The sequence below is a fragment of the Sphingomonas daechungensis genome (assembly GCF_014489495.1).
Classification (GTDB): domain Bacteria; phylum Pseudomonadota; class Alphaproteobacteria; order Sphingomonadales; family Sphingomonadaceae; genus Sphingomicrobium; species Sphingomicrobium daechungense.
The window spans coordinates 2,310,980-2,330,040 of record NZ_CP060780.1; the positions used below are offsets into that span (position 1 = coordinate 2,310,980).

Annotated in this window: 26 protein-coding genes, 1 tRNA gene and 3 pseudogenes; 16 read left to right on the forward strand and 14 right to left on the reverse strand. The window is 63.3% G+C overall.

Going from position 1 to position 19,061, the window contains the following annotated elements:
• Together H9L15_RS19035 and H9L15_RS19040 are read right to left on the reverse strand one after the other, a co-directional pair.
• On the reverse strand, positions 1 to 474 hold the full coding sequence (locus H9L15_RS19035) for a BamA/TamA family outer membrane protein (protein ID WP_262984984.1): 474 nt from the start codon (positions 472 to 474) through the stop codon (positions 1 to 3).
• Positions 398 to 985: pseudogene (locus H9L15_RS19040) on the reverse strand (BamA/TamA family outer membrane protein); the annotation flags it as partial. The gene H9L15_RS19035 and the pseudogene H9L15_RS19040, both read right to left, overlap by 77 nt.
• Positions 986 to 1,110: 125 nt before the next feature.
• On the opposite strand from H9L15_RS19040, the gene H9L15_RS17875 reads away from it, so the two are divergent.
• Positions 1,111 to 1,296 (forward strand): hypothetical protein, encoded by a 186-nt coding sequence (locus H9L15_RS17875; protein WP_223276228.1) that lies wholly within the window; start codon positions 1,111 to 1,113, stop codon positions 1,294 to 1,296.
• A gap of 320 nt (positions 1,297 to 1,616) precedes the next feature.
• Here H9L15_RS17875 and H9L15_RS17880 read toward each other — a convergent pair whose 3' ends face one another.
• Together H9L15_RS17880 and H9L15_RS12465 are read right to left on the reverse strand one after the other, a co-directional pair.
• Complete coding sequence (locus H9L15_RS17880; RefSeq protein WP_223276229.1) at positions 1,617 to 1,880, reverse strand: hypothetical protein; 264 nt, start codon at positions 1,878 to 1,880, stop codon at positions 1,617 to 1,619.
• A gap of 147 nt (positions 1,881 to 2,027) precedes the next feature.
• Entirely contained in the window at positions 2,028 to 2,246 is a 219-nt protein-coding gene (locus H9L15_RS12465; RefSeq protein ID WP_317617519.1) for a hypothetical protein, read from the reverse strand.
• Positions 2,247 to 2,341: 95 nt separating this feature from the next.
• Between H9L15_RS12465 and H9L15_RS12470 the strand changes: the two genes are divergently transcribed.
• Positions 2,342 to 2,524 carry a hypothetical protein gene (locus H9L15_RS12470; RefSeq protein WP_223276230.1) on the forward strand — a complete coding sequence of 61 codons (183 nt, stop codon included), beginning with the start codon at positions 2,342 to 2,344 and terminating at the stop codon, positions 2,522 to 2,524.
• Here the strand turns inward: H9L15_RS12470 and H9L15_RS19820 are convergent, their stop codons facing one another.
• Complete coding sequence (locus tag H9L15_RS19820) at positions 2,525 to 2,890, reverse strand: S24 family peptidase (RefSeq protein ID WP_317617647.1); 366 nt, start codon at positions 2,888 to 2,890, stop codon at positions 2,525 to 2,527.
• Positions 2,836 to 3,132 carry a hypothetical protein gene (locus tag H9L15_RS19825; protein ID WP_317617520.1) on the reverse strand — a complete coding sequence of 99 codons (297 nt, stop codon included), beginning with the start codon at positions 3,130 to 3,132 and terminating at the stop codon, positions 2,836 to 2,838. Before H9L15_RS19825 ends, H9L15_RS19820 begins: the two co-directional genes overlap by 55 nt.
• A gap of 492 nt (positions 3,133 to 3,624) precedes the next feature.
• On the opposite strand from H9L15_RS19825, the gene H9L15_RS17885 reads away from it, so the two are divergent.
• Positions 3,625 to 3,765: a hypothetical protein gene (locus tag H9L15_RS17885; RefSeq protein ID WP_223276232.1), complete on the forward strand. Its 141-nt coding sequence runs from the start codon at positions 3,625 to 3,627 to the stop codon at positions 3,763 to 3,765.
• Between the two features lie 41 nt (positions 3,766 to 3,806).
• Positions 3,807 to 4,187, forward strand: coding sequence for a hypothetical protein (locus H9L15_RS12485; RefSeq protein WP_223276233.1), 381 nt, complete (start codon positions 3,807 to 3,809; stop codon positions 4,185 to 4,187).
• Between the two features lie 136 nt (positions 4,188 to 4,323).
• On the opposite strand, the gene H9L15_RS20475 is transcribed toward H9L15_RS12485, so the two are convergent.
• Positions 4,324 to 4,671 carry a DJ-1/PfpI family protein gene (locus H9L15_RS20475; RefSeq protein WP_398286184.1) on the reverse strand — a complete coding sequence of 116 codons (348 nt, stop codon included), beginning with the start codon at positions 4,669 to 4,671 and terminating at the stop codon, positions 4,324 to 4,326.
• Positions 4,672 to 4,706: 35 nt separating this feature from the next.
• Positions 4,707 to 4,892: a hypothetical protein gene (locus tag H9L15_RS20480; RefSeq protein WP_398286186.1), complete on the reverse strand. Its 186-nt coding sequence runs from the start codon at positions 4,890 to 4,892 to the stop codon at positions 4,707 to 4,709.
• A gap of 60 nt (positions 4,893 to 4,952) precedes the next feature.
• Here H9L15_RS20480 and H9L15_RS12495 point away from each other — a divergent pair.
• The 5 genes and pseudogenes from H9L15_RS12495 to H9L15_RS12515 all read left to right on the forward strand — a co-directional run bounded on the left by H9L15_RS12495 (position 4,953) and on the right by H9L15_RS12515 (position 8,837).
• Positions 4,953 to 5,979, forward strand: a pseudogene (locus tag H9L15_RS12495) (DNA topoisomerase IB).
• A gap of 32 nt (positions 5,980 to 6,011) precedes the next feature.
• Positions 6,012 to 6,809, forward strand: a complete 798-nt coding sequence (locus H9L15_RS20485; RefSeq protein ID WP_187714296.1) for a mechanosensitive ion channel family protein — start codon at positions 6,012 to 6,014, stop codon at positions 6,807 to 6,809.
• Positions 6,794 to 7,138, forward strand: a complete 345-nt coding sequence (locus H9L15_RS20490; protein WP_398286188.1) for a hypothetical protein — start codon at positions 6,794 to 6,796, stop codon at positions 7,136 to 7,138. Before H9L15_RS20485 ends, H9L15_RS20490 begins: the two co-directional genes overlap by 16 nt.
• Positions 7,139 to 7,186: 48 nt before the next feature.
• Positions 7,187 to 7,642 carry a MaoC family dehydratase gene (locus tag H9L15_RS12510; RefSeq protein ID WP_187714298.1) on the forward strand — a complete coding sequence of 152 codons (456 nt, stop codon included), beginning with the start codon at positions 7,187 to 7,189 and terminating at the stop codon, positions 7,640 to 7,642.
• Positions 7,643 to 7,652: 10 nt separating this feature from the next.
• Positions 7,653 to 8,837 carry an acetyl-CoA C-acyltransferase gene (locus H9L15_RS12515; RefSeq protein WP_187714299.1) on the forward strand — a complete coding sequence of 395 codons (1,185 nt, stop codon included), beginning with the start codon at positions 7,653 to 7,655 and terminating at the stop codon, positions 8,835 to 8,837.
• Positions 8,838 to 8,862: 25 nt separating this feature from the next.
• Here the strand turns inward: H9L15_RS12515 and H9L15_RS17895 are convergent, their stop codons facing one another.
• Both H9L15_RS17895 and H9L15_RS12520 read right to left on the reverse strand, forming a co-directional pair.
• Complete coding sequence (locus H9L15_RS17895; protein WP_223276234.1) at positions 8,863 to 9,246, reverse strand: MFS transporter; 384 nt, start codon at positions 9,244 to 9,246, stop codon at positions 8,863 to 8,865.
• Positions 9,150 to 10,085: an MFS transporter gene (locus tag H9L15_RS12520; protein ID WP_223276235.1), complete on the reverse strand. Its 936-nt coding sequence runs from the start codon at positions 10,083 to 10,085 to the stop codon at positions 9,150 to 9,152. Before H9L15_RS12520 ends, H9L15_RS17895 begins: the two co-directional genes overlap by 97 nt.
• An 84-nt stretch (positions 10,086 to 10,169) precedes the next feature.
• Between H9L15_RS12520 and H9L15_RS12525 the strand changes: the two genes are divergently transcribed.
• From H9L15_RS12525 to H9L15_RS17905, 4 genes are all read left to right on the forward strand, one after another.
• A complete protein-coding gene (locus H9L15_RS12525; protein ID WP_187714300.1) occupies positions 10,170 to 10,769 on the forward strand; it encodes a DUF4126 domain-containing protein in 600 nt (199 codons plus the stop codon).
• Between the two features lie 19 nt (positions 10,770 to 10,788).
• Positions 10,789 to 11,040 carry a hypothetical protein gene (locus H9L15_RS12530; RefSeq protein WP_187714301.1) on the forward strand — a complete coding sequence of 84 codons (252 nt, stop codon included), beginning with the start codon at positions 10,789 to 10,791 and terminating at the stop codon, positions 11,038 to 11,040.
• The gene (locus H9L15_RS17900) at positions 11,037 to 11,594 is read left to right on the forward strand and encodes an MFS transporter (RefSeq protein WP_223276236.1); all 558 of its coding nucleotides are present in this window, start codon (positions 11,037 to 11,039) and stop codon (positions 11,592 to 11,594) included. Before H9L15_RS12530 ends, H9L15_RS17900 begins: the two co-directional genes overlap by 4 nt.
• A gap of 299 nt (positions 11,595 to 11,893) precedes the next feature.
• The gene (locus H9L15_RS17905) at positions 11,894 to 12,421 is read left to right on the forward strand and encodes an MFS transporter (RefSeq protein ID WP_262984985.1); all 528 of its coding nucleotides are present in this window, start codon (positions 11,894 to 11,896) and stop codon (positions 12,419 to 12,421) included.
• 2 nt (positions 12,422 to 12,423) lie between these two features.
• Here H9L15_RS17905 and H9L15_RS12540 read toward each other — a convergent pair whose 3' ends face one another.
• A complete protein-coding gene (locus tag H9L15_RS12540) occupies positions 12,424 to 13,656 on the reverse strand; it encodes a polyhydroxyalkanoate depolymerase (protein WP_187714303.1) in 1,233 nt (410 codons plus the stop codon).
• 130 nt (positions 13,657 to 13,786) lie between these two features.
• Here H9L15_RS12540 and H9L15_RS12545 point away from each other — a divergent pair.
• Positions 13,787 to 15,564: pseudogene (locus H9L15_RS12545) on the forward strand (ABC transporter transmembrane domain-containing protein).
• Positions 15,565 to 15,567: 3 nt separating this feature from the next.
• Here H9L15_RS12545 and H9L15_RS12550 read toward each other — a convergent pair.
• The 3 genes from H9L15_RS12550 to phaR all read right to left on the reverse strand — a co-directional run bounded on the left by H9L15_RS12550 (position 15,568) and on the right by phaR (position 17,502).
• Positions 15,568 to 16,140 (reverse strand): hypothetical protein, encoded by a 573-nt coding sequence (locus tag H9L15_RS12550; RefSeq protein ID WP_187714304.1) that lies wholly within the window; start codon positions 16,138 to 16,140, stop codon positions 15,568 to 15,570.
• 355 nt (positions 16,141 to 16,495) lie between these two features.
• The gene (locus H9L15_RS12555) at positions 16,496 to 16,972 is read right to left on the reverse strand and encodes a hypothetical protein (RefSeq protein WP_187714305.1); all 477 of its coding nucleotides are present in this window, start codon (positions 16,970 to 16,972) and stop codon (positions 16,496 to 16,498) included.
• Positions 16,969 to 17,502 (reverse strand): polyhydroxyalkanoate synthesis repressor PhaR, encoded by a 534-nt coding sequence (gene phaR / locus H9L15_RS12560; protein ID WP_187714306.1) that lies wholly within the window; start codon positions 17,500 to 17,502, stop codon positions 16,969 to 16,971. Before phaR ends, H9L15_RS12555 begins: the two co-directional genes overlap by 4 nt.
• A 103-nt stretch (positions 17,503 to 17,605) precedes the next feature.
• Between phaR and H9L15_RS12565 the strand changes: the two genes are divergently transcribed.
• Together H9L15_RS12565 and H9L15_RS12570 are read left to right on the forward strand one after the other, a co-directional pair.
• Positions 17,606 to 18,505: an alpha/beta hydrolase gene (locus tag H9L15_RS12565; protein ID WP_187714307.1), complete on the forward strand. Its 900-nt coding sequence runs from the start codon at positions 17,606 to 17,608 to the stop codon at positions 18,503 to 18,505.
• A 96-nt stretch (positions 18,506 to 18,601) separates the two neighbouring features.
• Positions 18,602 to 18,678: transfer RNA gene (locus H9L15_RS12570), tRNA-Arg, on the forward strand.
• Positions 18,679 to 19,061: the final 383 nt, after the last annotated feature.

The window sequence follows — 19,061 nt, forward strand, 5'->3', positions numbered from 1 at the left end:
CTAGAACGCTTGTCCTAGAGAAACGACGACGGCGATCCTGGAATCGTTGGCCCGCGGATTGAGCGGCGTTCCGACATCAATCCGGATCGGTCCGAAAGCCGAATAGTATCGAAGGCCCACGCCCGCGCCGAGCTGCCAGCTATTGAGATCCGGCATGGCGTCCGTGGTTAGAGTGCCACCGTCGAGGAACGGGACCACTCCGAAATTGCCTCCGAACGCTTTGAGACGGATGCGTGCTTCGAGGGCAAATTCGGCGAGACCTGACCCGCCGATCGGATCGTCGAATGCGTCGCGCGGCCCAGGCGCTGGAAGCCATACCCGCGGACGGAGCCGCCTCCCCTGAGTAGAAACGCCTGGAGGGAGCAATTTCCGACGACTCAGCCCCGAGGATCGTCCCAAGCCTGATTCTGCCGGCCAGCACGACACTGTCCGAAACCGGCCGGTAGGCGCTCGCGTCCAACTGGATCCGCGCATATGTTGTATTCGAGCCCTTGACCGAGACCTCCGGGCTGACGCGGCCGCCGAGTCGAAAGCCCGTCGAGGGGTTCAGTAGGTCGTTCGATCCGTCGTAACGGAGACTTAGCGGCAACGCGCCTATGAAGAAGGCCCGCGTTTCCTTGGTATTGATGTCGTTGAAGATGCCGCGCTCGTCGGTCGCGATGAGGTCCGCGCCGTAGCTCCACGTCCACTTCTTCTGCCAGATGATGTTGCTCTGCCGCTCGATCAGGCCGCTGAGCCGGAGCGTCCGCGCTTCATAAGCATCACGATTGACGTTGCTGGCGAGCGCCAGGATGTCGAGCGTCTGGTCGCGGCGGCGGAAATTGCTGCGGCGAAGCTCGACCGATGCCATCTGCTCCTGCGTGCCGGCGATGCCCCGCACCGTGAGGGCGCCTTCCGGATTGATGAAGTTGCGATGCTGCCAGCTCGCCTCAACGCGCACGCCTTCACCCGTGCCGTAGCCGAGTTCTCCGGCAACGGTCCGCATCGGAGCGGGCTCGAGGTGTACGTCGATATTGATTGTCTGCCGATCGGCTGACGGACGAGCTTTACATCGGCTGACGCGACGAGCCCCGTCGCGACGAGCGCACGTCGCAGGTCATTGACCTTCGATTGCTTGAACTGGTCACCCGTGTCGAACCGCGCGATGGTCGCGATGTGACGGGCCGAGAACGGAGGCTTGCCGCTGACCGTGAACTTCCCGAAATGCGCGACCGGTCCGGGTTGCACGGGCAGGACCAGGGTGGCGGTTTGCGTTCGGTGATCGGCTTCGATCTTTTGCTCGCCAATTTCCGCTAGCGCATAGCCATCCTCCCCAAGCGCGACCTTGAGCGCGGTACCGGCATTGATGACGTTTTCCGCGATCACCGGATCGCCCGCCTTGACGGCGAATGCGCTGCGCAGCGATGCCGCTTCCTCGCCGGCCGACTCGAGGCCGGGAAGCTCAACCGACTGAAACGTGAATTGTCGCCCCGGGTCGGCGACCAGAACAACGCGGATCGCGTCCTTGATCGGCTCAATCCGGGGATCGACCACGGCATCAAAATAGCCGCGGGATCGCAGGAGCTGGGTCAGTAGGTCTGCGTCCGCCCTCGACCGCCGGTCGATCTGCGCCGCATTCAATGCCTCGCCATGGCCTTGGCGAAGCGCCGATTGCGTATTGAACGTTTCCGTGAGCGCCCGCTCGCCATCGACCCCTGAAGGCCTTCCAGGACAACGGAGTATTTGCTTTCCTTGGTGGAATCGACTTCGGCCGCCTTCGTCTCAGTCGCATCCGCAGCAGGTTCGGTGGCGTCCAGCGGAGCAATCACGTCCGGCGCGTTCATGTCCGGCCAGTCGACGCCAAGGTCCGGCATGGGATCGAGCGGCGCATTCGGATCCAATTCCGCGGATCCCTGCGATTGCGACCAAGCGGGGCGAAAGGGCACAGCAATGCAGCGACCGCGCATGCGGTCAGCGGCGCTCTTCCCCACGCTCTCATGATAGGAGCCTAACCGGCGCTCCTGAACGGCGCCAGTCCGGTCTATGGTCTAGTGCACAGTTCCACGCACTTCTTCGTCGGAAAGTGTCGCGATGACCCGCTCGATCTGCCGCCAATGGCAGAATCGAAGCAAGTTGCCCGCATCGCGGCTGCTTTCCGCACGCGCCGCGGCCTCAAACCCTGCATCGTCCCCGAAGCGGTCGATAAGGTCCGAAGCTTCCGTGAGAGCAAGGCGGCCAGCGATGTAGGGCGAGTCCATGTCTCCCATTAACCCCGAACCCCTTTCCCGATGACCGACATTCCTGGTCAACCGATCGTTCACCATGAATGTTTGGAGGGTGGAGCCAACGACCGCGCTCTGCCATGAGCGATTTCATGGCGACACGAAAACCGATGGCCGGCGGATTCCTGTGGATGATCGCGATCCTCGCCGGAGCGATCTGGGGCGTCATGGCTGGCAATCCCATGAAGGGCATATTGATCGGCACGTTTGCGGGCGCGGCGATGGCCGCAGCCATCTGGTTGCTGGATCGCTCGCGCCGCTGATCAGCCGATCTTGCGGCCGGCCCAGATAACGCGGCCGATACAGTTGATCGCCTCGATGTCGCAATCCGGCCAATCGGGATAGGCGGGATTGTCAGACTGCACAGTGACTCGCCGGCCGGCCGGATGAAGCGCGAGGCGCTTGACGACCAGCGCATCGTCGGCGCGAAGGACGTAGATCCCGTCTCGCAGTCTTTCGTTGCAGTCGCCCAGGTCGACCAGAATATCGTCGCCCGCGTTCAGCGTCGGCGCCATGGAATCGCCTTCGACACGGATGATGGACAGACGGCCGGCCGGCGATTGGGTCAGGCTTTTCAGCCAGCCCTCGTCGAATGCGAAATAGGCTTTGCCGACTTGATCGTACGGGATTGCCCCGGTCCCGCCGAGGCACGAACCGCGCTGCGGTTTACGGCGACCAACCCACCAACCGCCTCATCGCCCGACGGTCCACCAAGTAGCGCCTCCGAGACGGAAAAATATCGTGCGAGCTTGCGGCGTTCATCCTCACCGAGGCGCTTCGGGACGCCGCGGCGGACGAATTGCTGGATGTAGGCCGGGTTGCGACCCAGCATCCGCGAAAGGCCGGCAAAGTCCTCCCCCGCTCGGCGCATAGCCGCTCAAGAACTGTGCGGGGTCGTTCAACATGGTTTCCTCATAGTTATAGGAAAATCCCTAGACAAGTAGGAATTGCATTGGGAGGGAATGGGCAGCCGAGTCGCGTTGGGTAATGAGGAATAGCAAGTGCATTTACTTCGTGAAGTTGAGAAGTTCCTGAATCGGAGCCAAATCGCGCCGACTCGTTTCGGTCGCGACGCGGTTGGCGATCCACGCTTCGTGTTCGACCTTCGCAGAGGGCGAGAGCCGCGCGAAGCGACAGTCGAGCGTGTCCGTGCTTTTCTGGAGACTGTCCAATGAACCGCCTTGCCATGTCCCGGGCTGGCGCTGCCTTGCTACGTGCCCTCCTCGCCCGCGCACTCGTCAATCGTGATAGGATTTTGCTTACGCACTATCGTTCAACCGATTGGCAATCGCTCACTTTCGTCGGCGAACGTCACGAAATGCAGTTCAGGATTCCAGGGCCAGGAGCCAATGAAATCTTCAAGATGATGACCAGCGATCTCTCGGACAGCGAGTTCGCGATTCCCGGACAGCTGGTCGCCGACGTGCTCGTGTACGGAAAGCCGTCACACGAGCGCGACGGCTCCCTCAGCTTCGCCATCGAGGCGCTGACGATAGAGAATTAGCGGAGCGAGCGGCGGAGAGCTGCAAGCGCATCGTGCAGCTCTTGCGTCGCGTCCGGCGGAGTTCGCCGGGGATTACCGCGCAGATGGGTTTCAATCCGCTCTCGCATTTCGCCCGCCGTCTCCGCAGGCTGGAAAAGCTGCACAACGCGCGAATCTGGAACTTCAGGCTCCACTACCTCGTCAAGTACGAGTTCTTCACCGGGCGCTTTTTCCTCGGTGGCACCGAGCCGCTCGACGATGCCAACCACGTCGGCCTGTTCCAGCAGTTCGGCAACGGACGATTGTTCATACTCCGCCGGAGCCTGCTCGAACTGGCTGATCGGAAAGCCCCTTCGCTCTCCCCGAATTTCCTGAGGAAAAGCCAGGTTGCGCCAAACGCTCCCGCGCCTGCTGCCACGGGTGTCACCGCGACAATCGACTGACCACCGAACGTCCCGGCCGCAAAAGCCACCGCCGACCCAAATATCGCAGCCGGCGCAAGTTCGAACGCCAGCGACCACCCAATGTTTTCGCGCTCACCCATGCGATCGGGTGTAACGGGAAATCCTTTCCAGCCGGTTAGGCAGTTTCCTCGGCGGCCGCCATCGCACCGGACTTCTCGACCAGCCGGATGACGGCTTCCGTGAAGGCAGGTACATCGTCGGGGTTGCGGCTTGTGACGATGTTTCCGTCGGTCACGGCAGCTTCGTCGACGACATTCGCGCCCGCATTGCGAAGATCGGTGCGGATCGATGGCCAGCTGGTCGCCGTCTTTCCGCGCAGGAGGTCGGCCTCGACCAGCAGCCAGGGACCATGACAGATGGCGGCAATGGGCTTTCCCGCCTGGTTGAAGGCGCGGATCAGCTCGATTGCCGCTCCGTTCGTCCGCAAGTGATCGGGATTGCGGACACCGCCGGGGAGGACCAATGCGTCGTAATCCTCGGCGCGAGCCTGCTCGATCGTTAGATCCGGCGGATCGTCCTGCCGGGATCGTCGTGAACGGTCGCCTGAATCGGCTTCAGATCCGGAGACGCAAGTTTCACATTCGCGCCTCGATCCTGAAAGATCTGGCGCGGGCCGAACAGTTCCGATTCTTCGAAGCCGTCGCTCGAAACAATCAGGATTCGCGCATTCGAAATCTCGGGCACAGGCACCTCCTTTGGGCTCGGTCAGGAACTCGCTGGCCCTCCCGGCGCTTAAGCGTGCCGATGGGCGATGAGAAGCGGAACGGCGGCAGGCTGAGGCACAGCAGCGACAGCGAGCCCGGCTACACCCGCAGGAAGCAAGGCCGGTACTGGCAATATTTTGATGAATCCGGCGCCCGGGTGACCGATCGCGAGACGATCGAACGTCTGAATGCGATCGCGCTTCCGCCGGCTTATGAGAACGCGTGGTTCTGCAAGGACGAAAACGGCCATCTTCAGGCGACCGGCATCGATGCTCGGGGCGCAAACAATACCGCTACCACCTCGGGTTTCGGCTAGGCGGGATAAGAAGAAATATACCGGCACACTGGAATTCGGACTGTCCTTGCCGAAGATCCGCGCCCGGGTTGCGGCCGACCTCAAGAAGCGCTCGCTGAGCCGAGACGCGGTGCTGGCGGCGGTCGTTCGACTGCTCGACACGGGCTACCTCCGCATCGGCAACGAGCAATATGCGAAAGCGAACAAGAGCTTCGGAGCGACCACGCTCAGGTCGCGGCATCTCCGCCGCAAGGGCAACAAGCTGACGATGCGGTTCACCGGCAAGCACGGGATCGTCCACGAGGTGCCGATTACGGATTCCAATCTTCGGCGGATCGTTTCGAAATGCCAGGACCTGCCGGGCCAGCATCTCTTCCAGTACATGGCCGAAGACGGGGAAGCCTGCGCGGTGAGTTCCGCCGACGTCAACGCCTATATCCGCGAAGCATCCGGAGGCGACTTCACCGCCAAGAACTTCCGCACCTGGGGCGCGAGTGTGATCGCCTTCGAGCAGATGCTGGCCGCAACCGAGTTCGAGAAGGCACGCATCAGCCTCAAGACGGTCCTGGAGCCCGTCGCGGAAGCGCTCGGCAATACGCCGGCCATCAGCCGCAAATCCTATGTCCATCCCAAGCTGATCGAAGCCGCTCGCGACCGCCCGCGAAACCCGCTTAACGGTCTGAAAAGGCCGCGCGAGCGCAAGTGGCTGTCGGCCGAAGAGGTTGGCCTTCTCAAGTTTCTTGGCGCCGAGAAGCGTACCGCGAAAACTTGATTGCGGTTGGCACCGCCGCCACAAGCCGCCTCATGAAGCCGAAATTCGACGCCGTAAAACCTACCCAATCGGTCATCTCCTGGCTGATCGAGAACCGCGAAAGCGCTTTGGTCGGCGCACTGGTGGCGGCCGGCATCGTCGGGCTGATGCTGATCCTGCGCCTTGTCGGCCAAAGGATGGTCGCCCGCGAAACCGAGGCCCAGCATTTCGGATGGCAGAGCGTCATCGGCCGCGTGCTGGCGCGAACGACCGTCTTTTTCATGGTGATGACGGCGATCGACATTGTCACCACCTACGCCCAGCTTCCGCGGCGCGCTCAGCACTTGGTCGACATCGGCTTCACGGTCGCCTCCGCCCTTCAGGGCGCGATCTGGGCTCGGGAGCTGATCCTCGGCCTGATTGCGCGGAAGGTCGGCGAAGAAACGAGCGAGTCCGCGCTGAGTAACGCGACGTCGATCATCCGCGTGCTTGTCAGCGTGGTCCTCTTCGCGATCGCCTTCATCGTCATTCTCGACAATCTCGGGGTCAACGTCACTGCGCTGGTTGCCGGCCTCGGCATCGGCGGCATTGCAATCGGCCTTGCCGCGCAGGGCATTTTCGCGGACCTTTTCGCGGCCCTTTCGATCCTGTTCGACAAACCGTTCCGCAAGGGTGATGTCGTCCGTTACGGCACCACGACCGGCGTGGTCGAACGGATCGGGCTCAAGACCACTCGCCTCCGCGGGCCAGCGGCGAACAGGTCATCATGGCCAACACCAAGCTCCTCGAGCAGGAGCTACACAACGTCACCGACGCTCGGGTGCGGCGCACTTGGTTGCCGTTCGGTCTAGTCTACCAGACATCGTCCGAGACGCTCGAGCGATTGCCGGAGATCGTGGCTGGACCGGTCGACGCGGTGAAGAACTGCAAGCTCGTCCGCTGCTGCGCCCTCGCGTTCGGACCGAGCTCGATCGACTGCGAAATCGTCTATGACGATAGAACGCGAGACCCGGACTCGCTGGCGCGCCACCGGTCCGAGATCATCGTCAACGTGAAGCGCGCGTTCGAAAGCGAGGGCATCGCCTTCGCCTATCCAACGCAAACGTCCTTCACGGCCGCACCAGACGGATCGTTCATCATGCCCTATGCCGAGCGCGGTGCTTCAGGTTCCGAAGGCTGAGCGAAGTTCGACTTGCCCACGCGCGTCTGGCCGTTCTAACTGACAATCGTGCCAGTTACTTCCCTTTACGACCTCCGCTCGCGCATCGGCTCCGAAGTCGGCGTTTCGAGTTGGCTAACAATGGACCAGCAGCGGATCGACCAATTCGCCGACGCGACCGAGGATCGTCAGTTCATTCATGTTGATCCCGTGGCTGCCGCGCAGACGCCGTTCGGTGGGACGATCGGCCACGGCTTCCTGACCCTGTCGATGCTTTCGCGCATGGCCGCGGAGGCGATGCTTGTGCCGGACAGCATCAGGATGGCGGTCAACTACGGTCTCGATCGCGTGCGCTTCATTGCACCGGTCCGCAGCGGCAAGCGGATCCGCGGCCGCTTCCGGCTTGACTCGGTGGACGAGAAAGCGCCCGGGCAATTGCTGTTGCGTCACACCGTGACCGTAGAGATCGAGGGCGAGGAGAAGCCCGCACTGACGGCCGAATGGCTCGGCCTGCTGTTCGTTTGAGGAGAGAAGAATGTCCGTCCGCGACGCCGTAATCGTTTCGACCGCGCGAACCCCCATCGGCCGTGCTTACAAGGGCGCGTTCAATGCGACACCTGGTGCAACTCTTGGTGCGCTTTCACTTGCACCGGCCATCGAGCGTGCAGGCATCGACGCTGGCGAAATCGACGACGTGACGTGGGGCTGCGTGCTCACCCAGGGCGTTCAGGCGGGCAATATCGGCCGGCAGGTCGCCTTGCGCGCCGGCTGTCCGGTGACCGTTAGCGGGCAGACTATCGACCGCCAGTGCGCGTCCGGCCTGATGGCCATCGCGACTGCCGCGAAGCAGGTCATCATCGACAGGATGGATATCGTTGCCGCCGGCGGACAGGATTCGATCAGCCTGGTGCAGACGCCCGAAATGCGGATCGGCGGCGACCCTTCGCTGATCGCGATTCACAAGGATGTCTACATGCCGATGCTCGGCACGGCGGAGACCGTCGCCCAGCGCTACAAGATCAGCCGCGAGGCGCAGGACGAATATGCTCTCCAGTCGCAGCAGCGAACGGCCGCCGCGCAGGCTGCCGGCCGCTTCGATGCCGAAATCGTGCCGGTCACGGTGACGATGAGCGTCAAGGACAAGGAAACCGGCGAGGTTTCGCAAAAGGAAGTCTCGCTCGCCAAGGACGAAGGCAATCGCGCCGACACCACGTTGGAAGGCCTCGCATCCCTGCAGCCGGTGCTTGGCCCCGGCACGCACATCACCGCCGGCAACGCCAGCCAGCTCAGCGACGGTTCGTCGGCTTGCATCATCATGGACGCTACGGTCGCAGAGAAGCGCGGCCTGGAGCCGCTCGGCCGCTATGTCGGCATGGCGGTCGCCGGCACGGAGCCGGACGAAATGGGTATCGGTCCCGTATTCGCGGTTCCCAAGCTGCTCGACCGGTTCGGCCTGAAAATGGACGACATCGGCCTGTGGGAGCTGAACGAGGCATTTGCGGTCCAGGTGCTCTATTGCCGCGACAAGCTCGGAATCCCCAACGACCTGCTCAACGTAGACGGTGGCGCGATTTCGATCGGCCACCCGTACGGCATGTCAGGTGCGCGCCTGACCGGTCATGCTTTGATCGAGGGCAAGCGCCGCGGCGCGAAATATGTCGTCACCACCATGTGCATCGGCGGCGGCATGGGCGCGGCTGGATTGTTCGAGGTTTTCTAGGAAGCCGCCAGCCCGAATTCCTCATTCAATCCTGGGCGGCCACCAGTGCGTCGGCCGGTCGTCGCGGCGTTCCGAACGCGATGATCAGCGCCGACGCCGCAATCAGGATTCCAGCGACGAGGAAGGCAGCGCCGTCGAAGCCGTTGCGGCTTCCCCAAGCGAGGCTCTGCGCCGCGATCAGCGGGCCGAATATGGCAGCAACGCTGTTCATCGACCCCAGTCCTCCCTGGAGTGCGCCCTGCCGTGTCGCGTCGACCATCCGCGACAGCAGGCCGTTCATGGCCGGCCAGGCCAACGCGCCGAGGCAGCCGATCAGAAAGTAAGCGTAAACCTGCCAGCCGTGTGATGCGAACGCATAGGCGAGCAACGTGACTGCCCCGCATGAAAGTCCGACGACAGCCGCCCCCACTCTCCGAGACGCTTCACGACACGTTCGGTGAGGAAGACTTGCACCAGCAGCTGGAGTGCACCGACCCACACCAGGCTCCATCCGATCGCCGCCGAATCCCAGCCAAGGCGGATCGCGGCCCAGAAGGCCCAGACAGCGGGATAAACGACTCCGCCCAGCTGCCAGAGGAACCATGCGATCAGCAGAGGCGTGGCATTGCCGGCGTGAAAAAGCGGCTTGAATGCACCGATGACGTGCGCATCGCGAAGGCGGAACGGGCGACGGTTCTCCGGCTTCAATGTCTCGGGCAGGAAAAGCAGCATGGCGACTGCATTGATCGCCGCCAGCGCACCGGCGACGAAGAAAGGCGCTCGGGTGCCGAAGGCAGACACGACTCCGCCCAGCGCAGGGCCGATCACGAAGCCGACCCCGAATGATGCGCCGAGCAGTCCGAACGTGGCGGCGCGCTTCTCCGGAGGCGTCACGTCTGCAATCACCGCACCCGCCGGGCCCATGCTTGCGCCGGCGATCCCAGCAACCGCCCTACCGACGAACAGCCAGGCGATCGTCGGTGCCCAGGCCATGACGAAATAGTCGATGGCGAAGGCAATCATGGCCGCGATCAGGACGATGCGCCGGCCAAAGCGATCACCGAGATTCCCCATGATGGGTCCGGCGAAGAACTGCGCGAGGGCGAAAACCGCCAGCATCCAGCCGGACACCCGGGTCGCCGCAGCAAGGTCCATCCGCCCAAGCTCGGTAATCAGCTCGGGCAGCACCGGCATGACAATGCCGAAACCAATGACGTCGACGGTTACGGCGGCGAGGACAATGGGAACCGCCCGATGTTCGAAACGCACCATGTGTTCATGCATGGCAAAGAAGCTGAGCCATGTCGAAACAGCTGTTTGCGGTTGGCGCTGTAGGCCCTAGTCTCGAATCATATGAGCGCCGTCGAACTCGTCGCGCTAGCCGCTTCGATCAGCCTGCTCGCGGGCTGGCGCCTCTATCTCGTGGTATTCGCCACCGGTCTCGCAATGAAGTTTGGCTGGGTCGCGCTTCCGGAGCAGTTGCGGACGCTGGACGTGCTCGCGAACAACTGGATCATCGGCATTGCCGGTGCCGGGGCATTCGCGGAATTCTTCGCCGACAAGATCGCTTGGGTCGACAGCATCTGGGACACCGTTCACTCCGTCATCCGACCGGTCGGTGGAGCCCTATTGAGCCTGGCCATCGTCGATTCAGCGGATCCGAGCTGGCAGGTGGCAAGCTTCCTTCTCGGCGGCGGTGCAGCCTTCATCGCTCATGCCGGAAAGGCGGGAGCGCGCACATTGGTGAACGTCAGCCCGGAGCCTTTCTCGAACGTAGTTGTGTCCACCGGCGAGGACGTGGCCACCGTGGGCCTCTTCGCGCTTGCGATCGCCAACCCGGTCGCCGCCGTACTGATCGCTCTGCTGCTCGTGGCCTTGTCGATCTGGCTGGTGATCGCGGCTCGGCGCGCGCTGACGCGTCTGCTTGAACCCAAACGCCGTGAAGCTGTTTAGTCCGGCAAGGAGTTCAAAGATGCCCGAATCCAATCGCCCACTGGTCGAACGCATCGCCCGCGTGCTCGCCGGCGCAGCGCACAGCAGCAATGCGGAAGGCAGCGATCCATCCGCAGCCGAGAAAGTCGACCTCACCTGGCCCGAGCACGTCAAGCAGGCGCTTGCCGTCCTCCACACTGCCCGCGAGCCGGACGAGGCGATGGCCGCGGCCGGCGATTCTGAAGTCTGGCGTGACATGGTTGAGGCTGCGCTGGCTCAGCGGGTCGATTGAGCCCCCGAACGCGAACGCGCAAAGCCAGTCCCAACTGGACGCTTGTCGCCTGCGTCCTCGCGTCCAGCCTGTCCTTCGTCGAAGGCTCCGTTCTTAGCGTTGCCCTACCTGCCATCCGCGCGAGCTACGGAGCGGGGGCGGCCGAGGTCCAGTGGGTGGTCAACGCCTATCTTCTCCCATTGTCGGCGTTGCTGCTCTTGGGCGGAGCGCTGGGGGATCATTACGGACGGCGCCGGTTGCTCGTCATTGGAACCAGCATATTCGCGGTCACGTCCCTGCTTTGCGCATTGGCGGCAACCCTTCCCATCCTGTTGGCTGCCCGAGCGGCACAGGGCGTCGGCGCGGCCCTACTGCTCCCCAACAGCCTAGCCTTGCTCAACGCCGCTTTCGAAGGCGAGAAGCGCGGGCGTGCGGTCGGCATATGGGCTGCTGCCGGAGCCGCAGCGGCGGCGGTCGCGCCTCTGATCGGGGGTGGCTGGTCGATCACGCCGGCTGGCCCTCGATCTTCTACATCAACCTGCCGCTTGCGCTGGGAGCGATCCTGCTCGCGCTGAGGTTCGTTGAGGAAAGCAGGGAAAAAGGCGCTGGCCGCACCGATTATGCCGGCGCGCTGCTGATCACGGCAGGGCTAGGCGGCCTGACCTATGCGCTCACCTTGTGGTCGGCGAATGGCCGATGGAGTACCGCCGCGATCTCCACCGGCCTCGCCGGCCTCGCCTTGGTGGCGGGGTTTCTCCTCGTCGAGAAGCGTCGGGGGCAGCAGGCGATGATGCCGCTCGGCCTGTTCGGCGACCGCTGCTTTACCGGGCTGAACCTGATGACGTTCCTTCTCTACGGTGCGTTTGCGGCGGCGATGCTTCTGATCCCGTACGTGCTGATCACCAGCGGCGGCTATTCGCCGGTCCAGGCTGGAATGGCGATGCTTCCGCTGCCGATTCTCATGACCACCATTTCGCCGACCATGGGCTCGCTCGCCGCCCGCATCGGGCCCCGCTTGCCGCTGACCGTCGGTCCGATCGTGGTCGGTGCAGGCATGCTGCTCGGAAGGCTGGTCAGCCCTGACGCCAGCTATTGGACGGGAGTCTTTCCGACGATACTTGTTTCAGCGATCGGAATGACGATTGCCGTCGCGCCATTGACGTCCTCGGTCCTCAGCTCGGTCGAGGAACAGCACGTTGCGATGGCGTCCGGCTTCAACAGCGCCGTTGCCCGGCTGGGCGGGTTGATTGCAACCGCAATGCTCGGGTCCGTGCTGGGCCGGGAAGACGCCGGCCTCTTCGACGGATTTCACTCCGCCATGACGATCGCGGCGGTAGTCGCCGCGCTTGCAGGGATCGTCGCGCTCACCATGCTGGGTGGAGTTCGGATGCGGAAGGCCTGACTTCAGGCGTTCTTGGCGATCCAGTCCTCGACAACCGGCGCGATGCGCTCGCGCCACTTGCGCCCGTTGAAAATGCCGTAGTGGCCGACGTCCTTGGCCATGAAATATTGCTTCTTGGACGAGCCGAGACCGGTCGAGATGTCCAGCGCAGCCTTGGTCTGGCCAATGCCCGAAATATCGTCGCGCTCGCCCTCGATGGCGAGCAGCGCGGTGTCCTTGATCGCCCTGGGATCGACCTTGTCGCCGCGGTGCATCAGCTGGCCCTTGGGCAGCAGATGGCGCTGGAAGACGATATCGACCGTTTGCAGGTAGAATTCGGCAGTCATGTCGGCGACCGAGCGATATTCGTCGTAGAAATTCTGGGTCGAAGTCGCGCTCTCCTCATCGCCTTCGACCAGATGCTTGAACATCTCCCAATGGCTGACGAGGTGGCTGCCGAGGTTCATGGTCATGAAGCCCGCGAGCTGAAGGAAGCCCGGATAAACCTTCCGGCCGGCGCCCGGATAATAGAGCGGAACGGTGGCGATCGCATTCTTCTGGAACCACGCTAGCGGACGCTCGGTCGCAAGAGTATTCACCGCAGTCGGCGCCTCGCGGCTGTCGACCGGTCCGCCCATCATCGTCAGCGTCTTTGGACGCCAGCGATTGCGGGAAGCATTCATCAGCGCGACGGCAGCATAGGCCGGAACCGACGGCTGGCAGACCGCCAGGACGTGGGGACGCTCGCCCCTCGCTTCGCCGATCGCCTCAATGAACTCGATGAGATAATCGACGTAATCGTCGAAATCGAAGGTGCCCTCGCTGAGCGGTACCGACTTCGCGTCGCGCCAATCGGTGATGTAGACGTCATGCTTCGGAAGCATCCGCTCCACCGTGCCGCGAAGCAGCGTCGCGAAGTGTCCGGACATCGGCGCCACGATCAGCAGCGGCGGATCCTTGTCGGCCACACCTTCGCGGACGAAGCGCTTGAGCTGCCCGAACGGCTCCCGGACCAGGATTTCCTCGTGAACCTTGACCTTGCGGCCCTTCACGATCGTTTCCTTCAGGCCGAATTCCGGCTTCCCTCGTGGCGCCGCAGCATGGGCGAACACGTCGAGAGCCGCCGAAATCATCGGACTCATCGAGGCGTAAGCAAATGGGTTTGCTGGATTATTCAGCCACCCCGCGCTCATTCCCGCCAATTTGCTCGCACCCGCGAGAAACGAGCGCTGAACTTCGTAGGCGTCATACAGCATTTAGGGGCACCCTCATCACCACGAACCAATGGATGTGGACCCCATTTGCTCCAACGGCAAGGGCCATGTTGCACTGCACTCATTGCGGTGCGCAATTGAGGGACAGCGCCACGGCTGCTAGTCGGCAACGATGGCCAGCGCCGCAAACCGCCCCAAGGGCCGCTCCGTCAAGAACCTGCGCATGATCTGGCGCTTCGCCTCGCAATATCGCGGGCATATCGCAGCGGCGGCGGCAGCCCTGGTGGTTGCTGCGGCGGCGACATCGGGCGTCCCATACGCCTTCAAGCTCATCATCGACAAAGGGTTTGCCACCGGGGCTCCACGCGGGACATCGCCCGCTGGTTCGAATATCTGCTGATGCTGGTCGGCGTGATGGCCATCGCGACGGCTGTCCGGTATTTCTTCGTGTCCTGGCTGGGCGAGCGCACCGTCGCCGACATCCGCCTTGCGGTTCATCGCAACCTGCTTCGCCTGTCGCCCGGCTTCTTTGAAGAGAACCGGCCCGCGGAGATTACCTCCCGGCTGACCGTCGACACGACGATTATCGAGCAAGTTGTCGGCACCACGGTTTCCGTCGCGCTTCGAAACGTCGTCCTGGCGATCGCCTGCGTCGGCATCCTCATTTATTTGTCGCCGAAGCTCGCCGGACTGATGCTGCTCGGCCTTCCACTTGCACTGGGACCGATCATTCTTCTCGGCCGCCGCGTCCGCAAGATCTCGACCAGCAGCCAGGACCGCATTGCCGATGTCGGAGCAGTAACCAGCGAGGTGCTTGGATCGATGAAGATCGTCCAGGCTTTCGGGCAGCAAGGCCGCGAGGCCTCCCGCTTCACCGAAGCCGTCGAGCGCGTCTTCGCAACCGCCAAGAAACGCATCCTGCTGCGCGCCATCATGACAGCTTGTGCAATCTTCCTGATGTTCGGTGCCATCACCCTGATCATCTGGCAGGGCGCGGTGGATGTCGCCGCCGGGCGGATGACGGGTGGCACCATTGCGGCGTTCGTTCTCTACGGCGGTCTTCTCGCCGGCGCTTTCGGGGCACTGTCCGAAGTGTATGGCGATTTCCTTCGCGCGGCCGGCGCTTCCGAACGCCTGACCGAGTTGCTGGAAGCGGAGCCCGACATTCGGGCGCCGGCCAACCCGAAGGTGCTGCCGCAGCCCGCCCGTGGCGAGCTCACGTTCGAAGACGTCACTTTTCATTATCCGACGCGGCGTGATGTCTCCGCTCTCGAGGGCTTCAACCTCGATGTGAAGGCGCGTGAGCGACTTGCGCTGGTGGGTCCTTCGGGAGCCGGCAAGACGACGATCTTCCAGCTGGCCGAGCGCTTCTACGACCCGCAATCCGGCCGAGTGCTGCTCGACGGCGTCGATCTCCGCGACGCCGATCCCGCCGACATCCGGCAGCGGATCGCTTTGGTCCCTCAGGAGACGGTTATGTTCGCCGCAACCGCGCGCGACAATCTTCGCTACGGCAACTGGAACGCCAGCGAAGAGGACATCTGGCAAGCCGCGCGCGACGCACACGCCGAGGAATTCCTGCGCAAGCTTCCGGATGGTCTCGACACGTTCATGGGTGAAGGCGGAGCGCGCCTCTCGGGCGGACAACGTCAGCGCATTGCGATTGCTCGAGCGCTGCTTCGCAATGCGCCCTTGTTGCTCCTCGATGAGGCGACGTCAGCGCTGGATGCAGAAAGCGAACGGCTGGTGCAGGACGCTCTCGACCGCTTGATGGCGGATCGAACGACGATCGTCATTGCGCATCGCCTCGCAACCGTACGCGCGGCCGACCGCATCGTCGTGATGGATCACGGCAGGATCGTCGAGGAAGGCACGCACGCCACGCTGACACGTCGCGAGGGCCTTTACGCAAGGCTGGCGCGGCTCCAGTTCGAAGACCGCGCCGCCTAAGACTTAGCTCTTTGCGCCGCCTGTCGGTGCAGTCCCGCTGCCGCGGCTCGAACCGCCCTTGCGAGCCGTTGTCGTCCGCTTGCGAGCGGCGGGCTTGCGCGCAGCCGTGGTCGTGGACTTGCGAGCCGCCGCCGGCTTCGCGGATTTCGCGCGGGTAGCCGTCGAAGCCTTCGCGGCCGCCGGCGCCTTCTTCGCGGCAGGCTTCCTTGCGGCAGGCTTCTTCGCCGCAGGGCGTTTCGCGCTCGAACGCTTTGCGGTGCTCTTGGCGGCGACCGGCGCTCCCTCATCCGTGAACTTGCCGGAAAGGACTCGCTGCGCGGCATCGGCGACCGCCTCCGCAATCAATGACCCGAGTTTCGAAGCGCTGGAAACCATGGTGCTTGCAGCCGCCTGCGCGGTGTCCGCGGCATCCAGGCCAGCATCGCGAATCTTGCGGCGCGCGGCAGGGCTGGCGCTGATCGCGGCAGCTGCGGCGGCAAGTCCGGCCGCAAGCATTTCGCGGCTCATCGCTGCCTTGGCAATCTTATCGAGAGTTTCGTTCTTGGAAGACTTTTTCCCGGTGGTGGACTTGGCCATCGCAATCGTTCCTTTCGGTCTTGCCCAGAAGACACTTCAACTGCCGTACGGTTCCGTTTCGGCAACGAACCATGTGTGTAATTGCGAAGAATCAAATTGCACAGATACGTTAAAGGGGACCGCTGCCAAAGCAACGATCCCCTCGAACATGGTCAGCGGCCGGAAGTGTTTGGCCGTCCGTCCAGCGCTACGGCCGACGAACCCCCTTTCCGACCTCTCTGCTGAACCATGAGACATCGGATCACCTCCTTTCGCTGCGTTGAAGCTGAGATGAAGATGATTCGTGTGCGCGCAAATCACAAGACTTGTAATGCGCTGGAAATCTGCAATCTTCGGAAATTCGCGTGCGCCGAAACTAGGCGCGGCAATCCTCGACAACATGCGCAATTTCTGTCCCCGCCGGAAGGACCAGCGCCGGTGAGCCGGGCGTCAGGATCGCGATGCGCCCACGGCTGAAGACGAGCGCGTCCAGCAGTGCATCCGAGGCCCCGACCTGCGCGATCAGTCGCCCGGACCGTGAGTCGAAACGTGCCGTCAATTGGCGCGACAGCGAGCTCGTCCAGAACGAAAGGCTCGTTGTCGCGACTGCGCTCGTTCGCGACAGCGTCACGAGCCGCGTGACGGTACCGCAAGCGACAACCGCGCGCGTGGTGCCTGTCCCGTCGACGAAGGCGGCCTCGCTTCCGCCCGCAACTGACCGGTAAACCCAGGCACCCGGACTGATCGGCGAATAGCTGAAATCGGTGGTTGTCGATTGGGCGCGCAGTGGGCCAAGCGCGAACGCACAAGCCGCCGCGGCGAGCGCGACCTTCTTCACATGTGTTCCGATCACTTGGTCAGCCGGTCGACTTTGTCCTTGAGGGCCGCCAGCTCTTCACGGAGCTTGTCGAGCTCGGCATCGCCCTCCGGCTTTTCCGTTTTCGCCTTTGGTTTTGCGGCGGGTCCGGAAAAAGCGCGACTCGTGTTCTCGAACATCTCCATGTTGCGCTTCGCGAGATCGGCGAAAACCTTGCCGCCGAAAGCGTCGCGCATCGCGCTCTGGTTGCGTTGGAACGCGTCCATGGCCGCTTCGAGATATTGCGGGACGACGCCCTGCATCGAGTTTCCGTAAAGACCGATCAGCTGCTTCAGGAAATTTACCGGAAGCATGGTGGATCCGCGCGCTTCCTCGTCGACGATGATCTGCGTCAGGACCTGGCGCGTGATGTCCTCGCCCGTCTTCGCATCGACGACTTCGAACTCGCGTCCCTCCCGCACCATCTCCGCAAGGCGGTCGAGAGTGATGTAGGAAGAGCATTCCGTGTCGTAGAGACGCCGGTTAGCGTATTTCTTGATTGTCACCTTGTCCGAGGACCTGGCCATGAACCGCTCCGATAACTCCCCGGACCACCTACTACCGGAACATAGTGCGCTGCAACATGAACGCGCGCCGCGCCCACTTCCACTGTTTCTCGAGATGGTCCGGATGGTTGGGGAAAACGACCCGCAGACCGCCCGCGCGGCGCTCGACGGGCTCGTAAAATACGAGCGAGCGGCGCGCACTATTCGACGGCCGACGGGGCGCGTGGTCGCCAGGGTTGGCCCGGCAGTGTTGCGCGACCATGGTGGCACCGGTCCGCCGGCGATCCTGGTCCCGTCGCTGATCAACCCGCCCGACGTGCTCGACTTGGACGAAGACGTGTCGCTCGCTTCGGCGATCGCGCAGATGGGACGCCGAAGCCTGCTGCTCGATTGGGGACCCGCGCGGGAGCGAGCGGAGCACGACATCGGCGGTCACGTTTCAAATCTGCTAGCACCGCTCATCGCGCAACTCGACGAACAGCCGGCGCTCATCGGATACTGCCTGGGCGGGACAATGGCGATTGCGGCTGCAAACCTCACCCCCGCAGAGCGCGTGGCGACGATCGCCGCGCCCTGGCGATTTTCGAATTATCCAGAAGACTCGCGAAAATCTTTGCTCGACCTTTGGCGCGCGGCAAAATTGCCGGCAACTTCGCTGAAGGTGCTGCCGATGGAAGTTCTTCAAGCCGCATTCTGGTCGCTCGATCCGTCACGAACGGTCGCCAAGTTCGCCGACTTTGCGAAGCTCGACGCAGGCGAGGCGAACGAGCGGCGCTTCGTCGTCCTGGAAGATTGGGCGAACGAGGGCGAGGCCCTGCCCTTCCCCGCCGCCCGCGAACTGATCGAGGACTTCTTCGGATCCGACCTGCCCGGATCCGGCCGCTGGATGATCCGCGGCCGAGCGATGAGCGATCGGCTGGCCGTCCCGCTCCTGAATTGCACTGCATCCAAGGACCGCATCACGCCGGCGGTCAGCGCCCCTGCCGGAACGACCCACGACATCCTTCCGGGCACGTTGGCATGATTGTCGGATCGGCCCGCCATGGCCTGCACTGTGCGCTCGCCGCATTCCTCGACCCGGCTTGCCGCTAGCCCACCTGCGGCTAAGCGCGGCTCCCACGCACCCGTAGCTCAGCTGGATAGAGCGCTGCCCTCCGAAGGCAGAGGCCACAGGTTCGAATCCTGTCGGGTGCGCCATTCCCGTGCAAAACTGGGCACCTTGGTGGCGCCGCTGCCTGCGGTAGCTATGACGGCTCGCTCCAGATCCTTTCGCGAGCCTCGGATCTGAACCTTGTCAGCTTCGACCGTCACGTCTTCGATGAGTAGCCGAACATAGGCTTGGCGGAGTGCGGGGCTGTCGCCTCGCAGTCCGTCGCTTAGGAGCTTGCCGAATCGGCCAATGACATCCGGCGTAATGCGGCGCTGGCAGGAGGCGAGCTGTCGTTCGAGCGATGCAATGTCGGCGGTGAGCGCAGCAATGCGGTGCCGATGATGGGTCAGGCGCTCGGCAAAGTCCCAATCGCCTGGCGAGGCAAGTCCCTGCTCGACGAGCTCATAAAGCCGGTTGAGCGCGCCCTCGC

What these genes read in the sequence shown, in the direction of transcription:
- H9L15_RS19035 (WP_262984984.1), bottom strand. Translation starts at nt 474, where the DNA reads ATGCGCGGATCCAGTTGGACGCGAGCGCCTACCGGCCGGTTTCGGACA.
- H9L15_RS17885 (WP_223276232.1), top strand. Translation starts at nt 3,625, where the DNA reads ATGATGACCAGCGATCTCTCGGACAGCGAGTTCGCGATTCCCGGACAG.
- H9L15_RS12525 (WP_187714300.1), top strand. Translation starts at nt 10,170, where the DNA reads ATGAGCGCCGTCGAACTCGTCGCGCTAGCCGCTTCGATCAGCCTGCTC.
- H9L15_RS17905 (WP_262984985.1), top strand. Translation starts at nt 11,894, where the DNA reads ATGCTTCTGATCCCGTACGTGCTGATCACCAGCGGCGGCTATTCGCCG.
- H9L15_RS19825 (WP_317617520.1), bottom strand. Translation starts at nt 3,132, where the DNA reads ATGCGCCGAGCGGGGGAGGACTTTGCCGGCCTTTCGCGGATGCTGGGT.
- H9L15_RS12550 (WP_187714304.1), bottom strand. Translation starts at nt 16,140, where the DNA reads ATGGCCAAGTCCACCACCGGGAAAAAGTCTTCCAAGAACGAAACTCTC.
- H9L15_RS12465 (WP_317617519.1), bottom strand. Translation starts at nt 2,246, where the DNA reads ATGGGAGACATGGACTCGCCCTACATCGCTGGCCGCCTTGCTCTCACG.
- H9L15_RS12540 (WP_187714303.1), bottom strand. Translation starts at nt 13,656, where the DNA reads ATGCTGTATGACGCCTACGAAGTTCAGCGCTCGTTTCTCGCGGGTGCG.
- phaR (WP_187714306.1), bottom strand. Translation starts at nt 17,502, where the DNA reads ATGGCCAGGTCCTCGGACAAGGTGACAATCAAGAAATACGCTAACCGG.
- H9L15_RS12515 (WP_187714299.1), top strand. Translation starts at nt 7,653, where the DNA reads ATGTCCGTCCGCGACGCCGTAATCGTTTCGACCGCGCGAACCCCCATC.
- H9L15_RS12565 (WP_187714307.1), top strand. Translation starts at nt 17,606, where the DNA reads ATGGTTGGGGAAAACGACCCGCAGACCGCCCGCGCGGCGCTCGACGGG.
- H9L15_RS12470 (WP_223276230.1), top strand. Translation starts at nt 2,342, where the DNA reads ATGAGCGATTTCATGGCGACACGAAAACCGATGGCCGGCGGATTCCTG.
- H9L15_RS12530 (WP_187714301.1), top strand. Translation starts at nt 10,789, where the DNA reads ATGCCCGAATCCAATCGCCCACTGGTCGAACGCATCGCCCGCGTGCTC.
- H9L15_RS20485 (WP_187714296.1), top strand. Translation starts at nt 6,012, where the DNA reads ATGAAGCCGAAATTCGACGCCGTAAAACCTACCCAATCGGTCATCTCC.